Annotated in this window: 13 protein-coding genes and 1 pseudogene; all 14 read right to left on the bottom strand. The window is 70.1% G+C overall.

Annotated elements, in window-relative coordinates; all coding sequences use genetic code 11:
* On the bottom strand, positions 1 to 1,394 hold a 1,394-nt coding region (locus APY03_RS26335; protein ID WP_083944574.1), incomplete at its 3' end, for an SRPBCC family protein.
* 2 nt (positions 1,395 to 1,396) lie between these two features.
* Positions 1,397 to 1,837: an SRPBCC family protein gene (locus tag APY03_RS26330; RefSeq protein WP_068681544.1), complete on the bottom strand. Its 441-nt coding sequence runs from the start codon at positions 1,835 to 1,837 to the stop codon at positions 1,397 to 1,399.
* A 3-nt stretch (positions 1,838 to 1,840) separates the two neighbouring features.
* Positions 1,841 to 3,541, bottom strand: a complete 1,701-nt coding sequence (locus APY03_RS26325) for a flotillin family protein (protein ID WP_068681542.1) — start codon at positions 3,539 to 3,541, stop codon at positions 1,841 to 1,843.
* An 18-nt stretch (positions 3,542 to 3,559) separates the two neighbouring features.
* Positions 3,560 to 4,390, bottom strand: a complete 831-nt coding sequence (locus APY03_RS26320; protein WP_068681540.1) for a phosphoenolpyruvate hydrolase family protein — start codon at positions 4,388 to 4,390, stop codon at positions 3,560 to 3,562.
* Positions 4,391 to 4,395: 5 nt separating this feature from the next.
* Positions 4,396 to 5,598, bottom strand: a complete 1,203-nt coding sequence (locus APY03_RS26315) for a Tm-1-like ATP-binding domain-containing protein (RefSeq protein ID WP_232081363.1) — start codon at positions 5,596 to 5,598, stop codon at positions 4,396 to 4,398.
* A 567-nt stretch (positions 5,599 to 6,165) separates the two neighbouring features.
* Positions 6,166 to 6,666, bottom strand: a pseudogene (locus APY03_RS45400) (ABC transporter ATP-binding protein); the annotation flags it as partial.
* The gene (locus APY03_RS26310; protein ID WP_197913163.1) at positions 6,666 to 7,487 is read right to left on the bottom strand and encodes an ABC transporter ATP-binding protein; all 822 of its coding nucleotides are present in this window, start codon (positions 7,485 to 7,487) and stop codon (positions 6,666 to 6,668) included. The gene APY03_RS26310 and the pseudogene APY03_RS45400, both read right to left, overlap by 1 nt.
* 13 nt (positions 7,488 to 7,500) lie before the next feature.
* Positions 7,501 to 8,757 carry an ABC transporter substrate-binding protein gene (locus APY03_RS26305; RefSeq protein ID WP_197913164.1) on the bottom strand — a complete coding sequence of 419 codons (1,257 nt, stop codon included), beginning with the start codon at positions 8,755 to 8,757 and terminating at the stop codon, positions 7,501 to 7,503.
* Positions 8,754 to 9,890 (bottom strand): branched-chain amino acid ABC transporter permease, encoded by a 1,137-nt coding sequence (locus tag APY03_RS26300; protein WP_197913165.1) that lies wholly within the window; start codon positions 9,888 to 9,890, stop codon positions 8,754 to 8,756. Before APY03_RS26300 ends, APY03_RS26305 begins: the two co-directional genes overlap by 4 nt.
* On the bottom strand, positions 9,887 to 10,834 hold the full coding sequence (locus APY03_RS26295) for a branched-chain amino acid ABC transporter permease (protein WP_068681536.1): 948 nt from the start codon (positions 10,832 to 10,834) through the stop codon (positions 9,887 to 9,889). Before APY03_RS26295 ends, APY03_RS26300 begins: the two co-directional genes overlap by 4 nt.
* Complete coding sequence (locus APY03_RS26290) at positions 10,831 to 12,114, bottom strand: metal-dependent hydrolase family protein (protein WP_068681534.1); 1,284 nt, start codon at positions 12,112 to 12,114, stop codon at positions 10,831 to 10,833. Before APY03_RS26290 ends, APY03_RS26295 begins: the two co-directional genes overlap by 4 nt.
* A 16-nt stretch (positions 12,115 to 12,130) precedes the next feature.
* Entirely contained in the window at positions 12,131 to 13,420 is a 1,290-nt protein-coding gene (locus tag APY03_RS26285; protein ID WP_068681532.1) for a metal-dependent hydrolase family protein, read from the bottom strand.
* 4 nt (positions 13,421 to 13,424) lie between these two features.
* On the bottom strand, positions 13,425 to 14,222 hold the full coding sequence (locus APY03_RS26280; RefSeq protein WP_068681530.1) for an alpha/beta fold hydrolase: 798 nt from the start codon (positions 14,220 to 14,222) through the stop codon (positions 13,425 to 13,427).
* A gap of 11 nt (positions 14,223 to 14,233) precedes the next feature.
* Positions 14,234 to 14,971 (bottom strand): fumarylacetoacetate hydrolase family protein (locus APY03_RS26275; protein ID WP_198161305.1); only part of this gene is annotated, 738 nt, incomplete at its 5' end.

Here is a 14,971-nt window from a genome sequence, read left to right as displayed (position 1 = left end):
GCCTCGAGCGAATGGCGCTCGATCGGCGGCAGCCGGATGCTGCCGTCGGCGAGCGCATCCCACACGCGCTGCGCCCGCTCGGCCAGCTGCGCCTGGCTCGCCACGTAGTCGAACACCACCGGCCGCGAGAAGCTCAGCGACTTGGCGACCAGCGCATCGGGCGGCAGCGGCGCCAGTGGACCGCTGGCCTGGCCGAGGCTGATCCAGTGGCCGCGGCGCGCCAGTGCCGCCAGGTTCTCGTCGCGGGCCGCATCGCCCAGGCCGTCGATCAGCACGTCGGCACCGCCGCAGGTGCGCTGCACGGCATCGGCAAAGCGGTAGTCGCGCGTCACGATCGCATGCTCGCAGCCGTGCTCGCGCGCGACACGGGCCTTCTCCTCGCTGGACACCGTGCCCAGTACCGTCGCGCCCAACTTGCGCGCCCAGGCACAGACCAGCAGGCCCACGCCGCCGGCTGCCGCGTGCACCAGCAGCCGCGTGCCACGCTGCACCCGGCCCAGGTCGCGCAGCAGGTAATCGGCGGTGATGCCCTTGAGCAGCAAGGCGGCCGCGGTGTCGTCCTCGATGGCCGCGGGCAGGCGCACCACCCAGTCCGCCGGCACGCAGCGCACCCCGCAGTAGGCGCCCGGCGCCGGGCCGAGGTAGGCCACGCGATCGCCCGGCAGCAGTCCGCTCACCTGCGGCCCGACATCGAGCACGCTGCCCGCGGCCTCCATGCCCGGCACCAGCGGCAAGGCCGACGGGATCCAGCCGCGCCGCAGGTAGATGTCGATGAAGTTGACGCCGATCGCGCGCTGCCGGATGCGAACCTCGCCCGCGCGCGGCGCCGGGGCCTCGCCATCTTGCGGGTGCAGCATCTCGGGGCCGCCGTGATGTCCGACCACCACGCGGCGCGTGGGCACGGGCAGGGCGGCCGGCATCGCCTCGGCCGCGCCGGGCGCGCGCAGATCGCCGCCGTGCAGCAGGTGGCGCCGCAGGTTCTCGAAACCCGTCTCGTACACGCCCTTCGCCACCATCTCGCGCAGCTCGCGCTCCATGCCGGGCGGCGTGGCAAAGCGCGATTCCCAATGCCAGAAGGTGCGGTTGCCGTCGGTCACCGGCTTCAGCGTGACGGTGGCCACGTAGCGTTGCAGCGGCACCGTCGCCTCGACGATGCAGTAGGTGCTCTTGTGCTCGCTGTCCGACAGCGTCAGCAACTGTTCGCGGATGCGGTTGCCGTCCCGAAGCGTGAAGCTGCGCACGCAGCCCACCTGGTCGCTGCGCTCGCCGCCTTCTATACGGCTGGCTTCCACGGCCTCGTGCCACTTGTCGTGGCTGTTGAAGTCGCGCAGCACCGCCCAGACGCGCTCGATCGGCGCGTCGATGATGGTCGAGCGAACGACGCGCTGCAGCATTATCAGCGATGCCCGAAGTGGCGCTTCAGGGCATCGAAGCCGCCCTGGAAGACCCCTTGCCCGATCGACTCCGCAAGCTCGCGCTCACGCTCCTCGTCGCACTCGAACTCCGCGCTCCACTCCGCAAAGCAGCGCCCGCCGTCCGTCACCGGCGTGAGCTTGAGCGTGGCGATGTAGTTCGCCACCCCCATCGGACTCTCGAGAATCTCATAGCTGCAGCTGTACTCGTAGTCAGACAGCGCCAGGAGGCGCTCCCGGATGGTGCCGCCGTCCTTCGTATGGAACTGCCGGATGCAGCCCACGCGGTCCGGCGGCTGCCCGTTCTCGATGCGGCTGTCCGCGATCGCAGGGTGCCACTGCGGCAGGCCGTTGAAGTCGCGGATGCGCGACCACACGTTGTCGGCGCTGGCATCGATGACGCTGGAGACATAGACCTGCACCATCCGTCATTCCTTCTTCTTGCCGACGCCGGAAAGCAGCGCCGCCTGGGTGCCTGCGGGGTCGCCCACGAGGCGCTGGATATCGCCGCCCTCGATGCCGATCTCGCGCAGCAGCTGGTCCACCAGCGGTGCCTGCGCGCGGAAGCGCAGCGCGGAATTCACCAGCCCGTCGGCAAAGCCCCCGTTCGCGTCGCCGTTGGGAACGCCCCCGTGCGACCCGCCTCCGCCCAGCCCCTCGACGTGCAGGATCTTGATGCCCTCGATGCGCTCCATCGGCCGCACCGACTCGCGGATGATGGCCTCGGCCTTCTCCACCAGCTTCATGCGCAGCGCCGACATGCGGGCATCGGCCGACAGCATGTTGTGCGCCTCGTTCATCATGCGCTGCGCCTCGGCCTCGATCTCGGCGCGCACGCGCATCGCCATCGACTTGATCTTGTCCGCATCGGCATCCGCCTCGGCCTGGGCGCGCAGCGCTGCGCCGCGGTCGGCGCTGGCCTCCTTCTCGGCCTGCGCGGCGGTCGTCAGGCGCAGCGCATCGCGCTCGGCGGCCTGGGCCGCGCCGATCAGCTCGATGGCCTTCCTGCGCTCGGCCATCTCCACCTCGCGCGCAGTGAACACCTTCTCCTCGGCCGACACGGCCTGCGCGCGCGCGGACTCCGCCTCGGCCTGGGCCTCGCTCTGGGCCTTGCTCTCGCGCGCCACCGCGATCGCGCGCTGCTGCTCGGCCAGCTCCAGCGACAGCCGCCGCTCGATCTCGGCGCCCTGGATCGCGCGCTCCTTGGCGATGCGCTCCTGCTCGATGGTCTGCTCGGCCCGGATGCGGGCGGCGTCGATGCTCTGCTTGGCCGCGATCTGCGCGCCCTCGGAGTCCTGCTCGCGCTGGGCGCGCTCGGTCGCCAGCTCGGCACGCTGGCGGGCACGCGCGATCTCCACCTCGCGCTGCTGCGTGAGGCGCGCGTGCTCGCCCTCGCGGTCGATCTCCAGCGAGAGCTTCTCGGCCTCGAGGTTCTTGTTGCGGATCGCGATCAGCGTGTCCTGCTCGACATCGTTGCGCTGCTTCTTGCGGTGCTCGATCTGCTCGGTCAGGCGCGTCAGGCCCTCGGCGTCGAAGGCGTTGCTCGGGTTGAAGAACTCCATGCTGGTCTGGTCCAGCTGCGTCAGCGAGGCGGCCTCGAGCTCCAGGCCGTTCTTGGTCAGGTCCTCGGCCACCGATTCGCGCACGCTCTTGACGTAGGCGCCGCGCTTCTCGTGCAGCTGCTCCATCGTCATCTCGGCGGCGGCGGTGCGCAGGGCATCGACGAACTTGCCCTCGACCAGCTCCTTGAGCTGCTCGGGCTCCATGGTGCGCAGGCCCAGCGTCTGCGCGGCCGCGGCGACCGCATCCACATTGGCGGCCACCCGCACGTAGAACTCGGCGATCACGTCCACCCGCATGCGGTCCTTGGTGATGAGCGCCTTGTCGCGGCCGCGGCTCACCTCGAGCCGCAGCGTGTTCATGTTGACGGGGATCACGTCGTGCACGATGGGCAGCACGAAGGCGCCGCCGTCGAGCACCACCTTCTGCCCGCCCAGGCCGGTGCGCACGAAGGCCCGCTCCTTCGAGCTGCGCAGGTAGAGCCAGTGGAGCAGCCAGACCGCGATCGCGACCACGATCGCGACCACGATCAGCCCCAGGATGAAGTTGCCGAATTGAGCGCCTGACATGAATGAGCTCTCCTCTGTTTATCGCGTGATCTGGACGAAGCGGCGCGTGGTCTCCACCAGCGCCGTCTCGGTGGGCAGCCGCTCCATCGAGCTGGCGCCGTAGAAGCCGTGGCACGCCGGGCAGCGGGCGAGCACATGCCGCGCGTCGTCGGGCGTGGCGATCGGGCCGCCGTGGCACAGCACGATGGCTTGCGGGTTCACCGCGTGCGCCGCCGCCGCCCAGGCGTTGATGCGGTCCACGCAGTCGTCCAGCGTGAGCGCCGTCTCCGCGCCGATCGCTCCGCCGGTGGTGAGGCCCAGGTGGCACACGACGATGTCCGCGCCGGCCGCGGCCATGGCGCGCGCATCGGCCTCGCTGAACACATAGGGCGTGGTCAGCATGTTCATCGCGTGGGCGCGCGCGATCAGCTCGACCTCCAGCGCATAGCCCATGCCGGTTTCCTCGAGGTTGGCGCGAAAGGTGCCGTCGATCAGGCCCACCGTGGGGAAGTTCTGCACGCCGGAGAAGCCCAGCGATACCAGCCGCCGCAGGAACTCCTCCGGGATCATGAAGGGGTCGGTGCCATTGACGCCCGCCAGCACCGGCGTGTGCTTCACCACCGGCAGCACCTCGTGCGCCATCTCGCAGACGATCTCGTTGGCATTGCCGTAGGCGAGCAGGCCCGCGAGCGAGCCGCGGCCGGCCATGCGGTAGCGCCCCGAGTTGTAGATCACGATCAGGTCGATGCCGCCGGCCTCCTCGCACTTGGCCGAGAGGCCCGTGCCGGCGCCGCCGCCGATGATCGGCCGGCCGTCGGCAATCTTGGCGCGGAAGCGTTCGAGCAGCGTGGATCGGGCGATGCGGGGCATGGTCGTCAGGCGCGTCGTGCGCGGGTGGGGGTCATGGACATCTCCTGCCAGGCTGCGACCAGCGCATCGGCAAAGGCCTCGTCGTTGATGTGCAGGGGCAGGCGCTGCAGCTTGCGATCCGGTCCGGCCCGGAACGATTGCTCGATGGCAGCGAACAGCGCCCGGTCGGCCTCGGGGTCGTGGAAGGGCTGGCCGGGGCGGTCGATCGCCGATACGCCGCCCTCGGGCATCAGGAAGCGCAGCGGCCCGCGCATGGCGTTGAGCTTGGCGGCGATGAATGCGCCGATCGCGCGGCACTCCTCGGGCGTGGTGCGCATCAGCGTGACGGTGGGGTTGTGGCGGTACAGCTTGCGGGCCCTGTAGCGCTCCGGCACCGTGTCCCAGGCGCCGAAGTTCACCATGTCCAGCGCGCCGCAGGAGCCGACGTAGGGCAGGGCGTGGCGCGCGAACACGTCCATGCGCGTCGGCCCGGCGGAGAGCACGCCGCCCGCGATCTCGTCGGCGATCTCGGTGGTCGTGACGTCGATCACGCCCGCGAGCAGGCCCGAATCCACCAGCTTCTCCATCGACTGGCCGCCGACGCCGGTGGCATGGAAGACCAGGCAGTCCCACGCCTCCTCGAGCCGCTTGGCGACAGCCTGCACGCAGGGCGTGGTCACGCCGAACATGGTGAGGCCGAGCGCCGGCTTGCTGTCGGCCGAAACGACGGGCGGATGCGCGATCATTCCCGCCAGCGCATGCGCCGCATTGGCCAGCACGCGCTCGCTGATGCGATGGATGCCCTGCACGTCGGTGACGGAATACATCATGCAGATGTCGCTCGGCCCCACGTAGGGCCGCGTGTCGCCGCTGGCCATGGTCGAGACCATCACCTTCGGCACGCCGATCGGCAGCGCGCGCATGCCCTGCGTGGCCATCGAGGTGTTGCCGGAACCGCCGGCGGAGATGATCCCGCCGAGGTCGCGCCGCGTGCCCACGAAGGCCTCGAAGGCCTGCGCCATGGCGGTGGTCGCGCTGCCGCGGTCGCCGCTGAAGACGGCCGCCTCGCCCTGCGGATGGTGGCGTGCCACCTCGCGCGGGTGCACGCTGGCCGGCGAGGTCTTGCCCGAGGTCGAGAGGTCCACGGTAACCACCCGCAGGCCCAGCCGCTCCAGGCACTGGCGCAGGAAGAAGAGCTCGCGGCCCTTGGTGTCGAAGGTGCCGGCGATGTAGGCGGCGCGGGTGCTGCTGGCTGCGACCGGGAAGTCGAAGAGGCGCCCGGCGTTGCGGTCCTCCGCGCCCGTACTCCCTTTCCCGCTTGCCGGAGAGGGTTGGGGTGAGGGCGAGACTGCCGGCGCTGCGCGCACGATGTCCACCACCGGCGCCGCGTCGCCGCCGGCGTTCCAGCGCGTGAAGCCGCGCACCCTGCCTGGGGCGACGTCGTCGAGCGAGGGAGCGCCATCGCCATGCGCGCGTCGCACCGTGTAGACCTGCACCGGCGCGGGGCTCCCCGCCCCGGCCTCCGGGGCCGGCATGGCGGCTTCCTCGTCATGCCCGTTCGAGCGCACGCCCAGCAAGCGCTCCTGCAGCTCGCGATCGCCTGCCAGCTGGGCGCTCGGCATCTGTTGCGTGATGCGGCCGTTGACCATCACGCCGATGCGGTCGGCCACCGAGATCGCGACGCCCAGGTTCTGCTCGATCAGCAGCACCGCGATACGGCCCTCCGCCGCGAGCGTGCGCAGCTCCTCTGCCACCTGCTCCACGATCACCGGCGCCAGGCCCTCGGTGGGCTCGTCCATCACCAGCAGGCGCGGATCGAGCAGGAGCGCGCGGCCGATGGCGAGCATCTGCTGCTCGCCGCCCGAGAGTTGCGCGCCGCCGTGGCCCCGCCGCTCCGCCAGGCGCGGGAACATGGCGTAGATGCGATCCACTTCACGCTTGTGAACGGCCACCAGGCGCAGCGTTTCGTCGACCGACAGGGAGGGCCACACGCGGCGCCCCTGCGGCACGTAGGCCATGCCGCGCCGCGTGATCTCGTGAGGTGCCAGGCCGAGGATCTCCTCGCCGGCCAGCCGGATGCTGCCGCGTGCCGGCACCAGGCCGGTGAGCGCATTGCACAGCGTGGTCTTGCCCATGCCGTTGCGCCCGACGATCCCGAGCACGCCGCGGTCCAGGCTGAGGCTCACGCCCTGCAGCGCATGGGCGCGGCCGTAATAGACATCGAGCGCTTCGATAACCAAGGCCGGCACAGCGCCGCTGTCCCGGGTGTCGCGATCGGTACGGCGGAACCAGGCCATCAGTGCCGGCTCCCCATGTAGATGGCCTGCACCTGCGCGTCGTTCTCGATCTCGGCGGGGCTGCCGGTGCGCAGCGTGCGCCCGTTGTGCATCACGGTCACCCGCTCGACCACGCGAAGGGCGATGTCGAGGTCGTGCTCGATAAGCACGAAGCCCATGTGCGAGGGCAGCGAGCGCAGCAGCGCCACCAGCTCCCGGCGCTCCGCCGGCGAGAGACCGGCGGCCGGCTCGTCGAACAGGATGAGGCGCGGCGCACCGGCCAGCGCCATGCCGATCTCCAGCTGGCGCTGCTGCCCGTGCGCCAGGTTGGCGACGCGTTCGTCCGCGATGTGGGCGAGTCGCGCGCGCTCGAGCAGGTCCTGCGTTGCGACCACCGACGCATCGCCCGCTCCCGGCCTCCAGCAGCTGAAGCGGCCGTTGGCCACGCCCCGCACGGCGAGGAACAGGTTGTCGCGTACCGTCATCTCGCGAAACAGCAGCGAGGATTGGTAGGTGCGACGCAGGCCCTTGCGGATGCGCTCGTGTGGCGGCAGTGCGGTGATGTCCTCGCCGAAGAAATGAATCCGCCCGGCAGTGGGCGGAAAGTCGCCGGTGATGGCGTTGAAGAGCGTGGTCTTGCCGGCGCCGTTGGAGCCGAGCACGGCGTACTTCTGCCCCGCGGCCACCGTGAGCGACACCTCGTCCACCGCCTTCAGCGCGCCGAAGGTGCGCGTCACGGCGCTGAGCACCAGCGCATCGCCGGAAGCGAGCGGCGCCGGCGCGGCGCGGCCCGGCGCCGTGCGCTGCGCGGGCAGCCGGGCGATGGACGTGACGGAAGCCACCGATGCCTCTCGCTCAGGGGCAGCTGGGCACGTCGCGCGACCCGATCTTGAACTCTTCCGGGCTCATGCCCAGCAGCTGGTTGACGCCGTCCACCTTGCTGTGCACCTTGTTGAAGAGGTTGCCTTGCGCGTCCTTCACCACTTCCGTGACGAAGGTGGTGCCGATCGCCTGGCGGTTGGCGTCGAGCTTGACGTCGCCGTTGGGCGTCTTCAGGGTCATCTTCGACAGCGTCTCGCGGAACTTGGCATGGTTGTTCGACAGGTCGCCCTTCACCGCATCCAGCCCGTCGAGCGCTGCCTTCATGTTGACGTAGTAGACATAGGCGAACAGGCTCGGGCTCGGGAAGCCGCCGGCCGACACCGGATAGTTCTTCTGGTAGTCGGCCACGAAGGCCTTCCAGTCCGCGCCGTCGTAGGCGTCGGCCAGCGGTCCCGCCGACAGCGTGCCGACCAGCGAGTCGCGGCGCTTGCCCTTGTAGTTCAGCACGTCCTGGCTCACGGTGATCGAGCCGCCGAGCATCGGCTTGTCGCCGCCCGCGTTCTCGTACTGGGTCAGGAAGTTCACCGCGTCGGCACCGCCGAGCACGACGAGCAGCGCATCGACATCCTTCGGGATCTTCGCGATCACCGAGGAGTAGTCCTTGCCGCCCAGCGGCACCCAGGCCTTCTCCGGGACCTTGCCGCCCGCCTTGCAGTACTCGGCCATGAAGCCCTGCACCTGCGAATAGGGGAAGGCGTAGTCCTCCGCGATCACCATGGTGCGCTTGTAGCCCTTGGCCAGGGCCGCCTTGCCCAGGCCCATCATCCATTGCGCACCTTCGGTGTTGAAGCGGAAGAAGTTCGGACTCGGGTTGACCAGCGTGGTCGCCTGCGCGCCGGAGCCGCCGTTGATGAAGGTCACCTGCGGCTGGGTCTTGGAGTAGTCCTTGACCGCGATGCCCTCGCCGCCGGACAGCGGCCCGACCATGATGTCGACCTTGTCCTGTTCCACCAGCTTGCGCGTCGCGTTGACGGCAACGTCGGGCTTGGCGTCCGAGCTGGCCTTGATGACCTCGATCTTGCGGCCCGCCACCACGCCGCCGCGCTGCTTCACCGCCAGCTCGGCGCCGCGCATGCCATCGGCGCCGCCGGCCGCGAACGGCCCCTCGAGCGTGGCCAGGAGGCCGATCTTCACCGGCTGGCCCTGCTGCGCCCACGCGCCGCCCGCCAGCGCCGCCAGGGCGGCGGCACCCAACATCGAACGAACCCAGAGTCGCTTGTTCACGTTCACGGTTGTCTCCTTTGGTTGGAAATCAAGCCTGTCCTCGGGCCGAAGCGCGCACGCAGCATCGCCCACAGTCCGAGCAGGCCGTCGGGGGAAAACAGGACGATGGCGAGGAACACGCCGCCGATCACGAGATTGAAGCGCTCGCGGTCGATCAGGTCGATCGCGAAGGTCTGCAGCAGCACGAAGACCAGCGCGCCGAGGAAGGCGCCGATCGGGTGCCGCATGCCGCCGAGCACCGCGATGACCAGGATGTTGATCAGCCACGAGGTGCCGACCGAGCCCGGCGACATCAGCGCGTTGTACCAGGCCAGCAGGATGCCGCCGACCGCTGCGATCGCGCCGGCCAGCGCATAGGCGGCCACCCGATGCGCGACGACGTGGAAGCCGAGCGCGCGCATGCGCCGGGGGTTGTCGCGAATGCCCTGCAGCGCGATGCCGAAGGGGGTGCGCACGACCCAGCGCACCAGCAGGTAGCCGCCGAGCGACCAGGCCAGCGCCAGGAAGTAGAAGGGGACGGGGTCGCGCCAGGCGATGCCGAGGACGGTGGGCGGCTTCAGCTCGCGCAAGCCCTGGAAGCCGTTGAAGAGGCTGTAGTTCTGCAGCACCAGGTAGTAGAAGGCGACGCCGATGGCCAGCGTGATCATGATGGTGTAGATGCCCTCGGTGCGCACGGACAGCCAGCCGATCAGTGTGGCGGCCAGCGTCGCGATCAGCAGCGCGAAGGGCACCGCGGCCCACCAGGGCCATCCGAGGCTGATGTCGGCGCTGCTGCTGGTGCCCAGCACCGCGAGCGCGTAGCCGGAGATGCCGGCCACCGTCATCTGCGCCAGCGACACCATCCCTCCGTAGCCGGCCAGGAATGTGAGCGACAGCGCGATCAGCCCGAGCACCAGCGACTGGGCGGCGACCTGGTAGGTGAGGAAGGGCGAGGCGACGAAAGGGAGGATCGCCAGGGCCGCGAGCACGACGACGTGGTGCGCGCCGATCCGGCGGCGCAGGACATCGAACCCGTGCGGCGCGGCGACGGCCGGTTGCGATGCGCCGACGCGTGCCGGCGTGGCGGGCACCGGGCGCAGCGCCGCCCCCGCGGCCCCGCCGCGCACATTCATCGCCCGGCGCCACCTTGCCGCGCTCATGTCGCCCTCCCCATGATCCCGCGCGGCCGGAAAGCCAGCACCAGCACCAGGATGCCGGAGGTGAAGACCACGCTGTAGGTGGGCGCGTAGGCCAGGCCGTAGGTCTCGGCGAGCCCGAGGATCACTGCACCGATGGCGGCACCCACCACGCTGCCCATGCCGCCCACGATCACCACGATCAACGAAGCGAGCAGCAGCCGGATGTCCTCGCCGGGCACCATCGACAGCTCCACCGCGCCGATCACGCCGCCGAAGCCGGCCAGCCCCGCGCCCAGCATGAAGGTGATCGCGAAGACGCGGTTCACGTTGACGCCGGAAGCCGCCAGCATCGCACGGTCGTCGACGCCGGCGCGGATCATCGCGCCGACGCGCGTGCGGTTCAGAAGCCACCACAGCCCGAAGCCGATCAGCAGGCCGAAGCCGAGCAGGCTGAGCCGGTAGGCGGAGTAGGCGCGGATCAGCGGGATGTCGCGGATCGGCCCCTGCAGCCAGGCTGGCGCCTCCATCTGGTGGACCTGGCCGGTGAAGATCCACAGCAGCACGTCGGCGATCACGATCGACAGGCCGATCGTCACCAGCGTCTGGCGCAGTTCCTCGCCCTGCATGTGGCGCAGGATCAGCCACTGGATCAGCAGCCCGGCGACCGCCGCCGCCGCGAAGCCGGCCGCCACGGCGAGGATCCACCAGCCGGTGTGGTTCGCGACCACATAGCCGACATAGCCCCCCAGCAGATACAGCGAGCCGTGCGCGAGGTTGACGTTGCGCATCAGCCCGAAGACCAGCGTGAAGCCGCTGGCCACGATGAAGTAGAGCGATGCGAGCGTGATGCCGTTGAGCAGGGTGACGAGATACAGGCGGGCGTTGTCGACCAGCGCCCAGAGGGAGAACGCGAGGATCGGGCCGCCGATCAGCAGCCACAGGAGCCATCGGGTTCGTGCCGTCATGCGGCGTGCTCCCAGGCCCGTTGCTGCGCGATCTCCGGCGCCTTGGCGAACTCGCCGTCCTTCATCACCGCCAGGATCCGCTTCGGGTCGCGCAGGATCGAGAGGTTGGCCAGCGGGTCGCCGTCGACCAGCAGCAGGTCCGCCAGGTAGCCGTCCTGGATGGTGCCGAGCTCGTTGCCGCGCTTCATGATCTGGCCGCCGTAGAGGGTGGTGCAGCGGATCGCCTCCATCGGCGTGAAGCCCAGGTAGCGTACGAAGAACTCGAGGTCGCGCGCGTTCTGGCAGTGTGGCGTGAAGGCGAAGCCATAGTCGCCCCCGGGCAGGATGCGCACGCCGCGCCGGTGCATGGCCTTGAGCGATTCGAGCGCTGCGTCCCATTCGACCTGGTAGCCCATCGCCACCGCCTTGTCGTGCGTGATGCCGTAGGCCTCGGCCTCGTGCAGCATGGCGTAGAGGATGGCGATGCCGGGGGCCACGAAGACGCGGTCCTTGGCGGCCTCCAGCATGTCCAGCGTCTCCTCGTCGGTGAAGCTGGCGTGGTAGATCACCTCGATGCCGTGGCGCAGTGCCTGCTTGACGGACGCGGCCGAGCGCGCATGCGCGGTGCCGCGCTTGCCGCGCACGCGGACTTCCTCCATCGCGGTGGCCACCTCGGCGTCGCTCATCCAGGTGGTGTCGGCCGGCGAGTCGGGCGTGAAGTTGTCGCCCGAGAGGTTGAGCTTGATCGAATCGACGCCGTACTTGAGGAACATGCGCACGACCTTGCGCATCTCGTCCGCGCTGTTCACGTTGACGCCGAAGCTGAACTCGGGGAAGGGCAGGTGCGGCAAGGTCTCGTCGCCCAGGCCGCCCGGCACGGTGATCTCCTGGCTCGCCGCAAGGTAGCGCGGGCCGGGGATCTGGCCGGCGTTGATGGCATTGCGGATCACCACGTCCAGCCGCGGCTTGGCGCAGGCGGCCCCGACGCAGGAGGTGAAGCCGGCCTCCAGGTAGCGCCTGGCAACCTTGGCGCACCACAGGACGTGCTCTTCCAGCGGCATGCGCTGGATCGCCGACAGCGTGGCCGCATCGTTCCACGAGAAATGCGTATGGGCCTCGCACATCCCGGGCATCAGCGTGGCGCCGGCGCCGTCGACCACCATGGCGCCGCCGGGTGCGATGGGGGCCGTGCTGCGGCCCACCTGGCGGATGCGGTTGCCGCGGACCAGCACGCTGCCGGTATAGGGGTTCTGGCCCGTACCGTCGAGGATGCGGACGTTGGTGAAGACGACATCGCTCATGTGCTTCTCCTGCGGGCTAGGCTGCCCAGCGCGTCATGTGCGCGCGCCGCACCGGCGGCGCACGGTGGAACTCGCCGTCCTTCATCACCGCCAGGATCCGGGCCTTGTCCTGCAGTACCGTGATGTCCGCCAGCGGATCGCCGTCGACCAGCAGCAGGTCGGCGAGGTAGCCTTCACGCACATAGCCCAGCACCTTGCCCATGCGCATCATCGGCGCGCCCCAGGCGGTGGCCGACAGCAGCGCCTCCATGGTGCTCATGCCCACGTACTTGACGAAGTACTCCAGGTCCTTGGCGTTGGTGCCGTGCGGCGTCCATGCAAAGCCGTAGTCGCCGCCGGGCAGGATGCGGATGCCCCGTTTGCGCATCGCGCGCATGCTCTCGACGGCGGCCTCGAGCTCGCGGTGGTAGCCCATGCGCCGCGTCACCTCGGGCGTCAGTCCCCATTCGCTCGCGTGATGGCAGGTGTTGATCAGCCAGGCCAGGCCGGGTGCGATGAAGTGCTCGAACTTGTGCGCCTCGAGCATGTCCAGCGCCTCCTCGTCGGTGAAGCTGGCGTGGTAGATCACCTCGATGCCGTGCCTCACGCACTGCTTGATCGACCAGGTCGAGCGCGCATGCGCCGCCACCCGCTTGCCCCAGGCCTTGGCCTCCTGCACGCACACCGTGATCTCTTCCTCGGTGAACTGGCTCATCTCGCTGGACATGCCGGTGATGGACTCGCCCGAGAGATTGATCTTCAGCGAGTCCACGCCGTACTTGGCGAACATGCGCACGCAGCGGCGCATCTCCTCGGCGCCGCTGACCACCGCGCCGAAGGCGAACTCCGGCTGCGGCAGGTGCGGCTGCGTGGTGTCTCCCAGGCCCCCCGGCACGGTGATCTCCTGGCTGGCGGCCAGGTAGCGCGGGCCGATGATGGTGCCGTCGGCGATGGCGTTGCGGATGACCACGTCCAGCCGGGGCTTGGCCGCGGCGGCGCCCACGCAGCTGGTCCAGCCCATGTCGAGATAGCGCTTCGCGACCTCGGCGCACCACAGGATGTGCTCCTCCGGCGGCATGCGCTGGATGGCATCCAGGCTGGGCTGGTCGTTCCACGAGAAGTGCGTGTGCGCCTCCACCATGCCGGGCATGAGGAAGGCGCCGGCGCCGTCGATCGTCTGCGCGCCCATCACCGGCGCGGCGCGCTGGCCGTAGCCTGTCTTCACGACACGTGCGATGCGATTGCCCTGCACCAGCACGTCGCCGGTGAAGGGCGCCTCGCCGCCGCCGTCGAAGACCCGGACATTGGTGAAGAGAACGTCGGCCATGGTTTCAGCTCCTCGCGTTCGCGGCCAGGAAGTCGCGCAGCTCGCGCTGGCATTCGTCGGGGCGCTCGACCGGCGTCCAGTGGCCGCAGCGCGTGAGCACGACCACGCGCTTGCGCGCGGCGTTGTGCAGCCGGTCGGCCATGGCGCGTACCGACTGCGGTGGCGCCACGCCGTCCTCGTCGCCGGTGACCAGCAGTACCGGCGCCTCGATGCGCTCTACCGCCGCGGCCTGCGCCCCGGCCAGCGCCTCGCAGCTGCGCGCATAGGCCTCGCCCTCCTGCCGCATCAGGCTCTCGCGCACGAAGGCCACGGCGAGCGGCAGGCGCTGGCGCGTGTCGGCGGAGATGGCGGCCTGGAGCAACCCCTGCGTGATCTCGTGCATGCCGGCCGCGCCTTCGCGCGCCTTGGCCGCGCGCGCCTTCATCGCCGCGCGCGCGGCGTCGGGCGGCGCGATCAGCGGGCCGAAGAGGGCGACGCTCGCCGCCAGCTTCGGATGCCCGGCCGCAATGTGCTGGCAGACGATGGTGCCCATCGAATGCCCCACCCAATGAGCGTGCGTGACGCCGAGGCGATCGCAGATGCGCAGCAGCACTTCGACATAGCGCTCGATCGAGAGCTCGCCTTCGGCCCGCTGCGAACGCCCGCTGCCCGGCAGGTCCACGCGCAGCACGCGATGCCGCGCCAGCGCAGGCATCAGCGGCGTGAAACTGTTGGAGCTGCCGCCGAGGCCGTGCACGCAGACCACGGCAGGGCCATCGCCTTCCTCTTCCACCGCGACGCGGTCGATCAGCTGGAATGACATCGTCGGTCGGCCTACTCGAAGGGGTTCTCGATGACGCCCACGCCATCGATCTCGATGCGCACCACGTCGCCGGACTTCAGCCACTGGGGCGGCGTCTGCCCCATGCCCACGCCGGCCGGCGTGCCGGTGGCGATCACGTCGCCGGGGTAGAGCGTGATGCCGCGCGAGCAGGTCTCGATCAGCGTGGGGATGTCGAAGATCATGTCCCGCGTCTGGCCGTCCTGCCGCAGCGCTCCGTTGACCCAGCCGCGTACGCGCGTGTCGCGGCCGTCGAGCTCGTCGGCCGTCACGATCCACGGCCCCATGGGGCAGAAGCCGTCGAAGCTCTTGCCCAGCTCCCATTGCTGATGGCGCATCTGCACGTCGCGCGCGGTCACGTCGTTGACCACCGTGTAGCCGAACACGTGGTCCATCGCGCGCGAACGCGGGATGTCGCGCCCGCCGCGGCCGATGACCACCGCGAGCTCCGACTCGTAGTCGATCTGCACCGAGGTGGCGGCCGAGGGCAGGCGCACCACGTCGCGCGGGCCGATCACGCACTCGCCCAGCTTGCCGAAGACGATGGGCCAGGGGTCGCTCTGCGGCATGGCGTCGCGGAACACGGTGCCGGCGAGCTCGCTGGCATGCGCGCGGTAGTTGCGGCCGACGCAGAACAGGCTGCGCAGCGGGCGCGGCAGCGGCGCGCGCAGCGTGAGGACTTCGACCGGCAGCCGCGTGCCGGAAGCAGGGGGCAGGGGTTCGTTGCGCGC

The organism is Variovorax sp. WDL1, assembly GCF_001541225.1.
Lineage (GTDB): Bacteria > Pseudomonadota > Gammaproteobacteria > Burkholderiales > Burkholderiaceae_C > Variovorax.
Note: the sequence above shows the minus strand (reverse complement) of the source record. Positions and strands in the feature narration are given on the sequence as shown.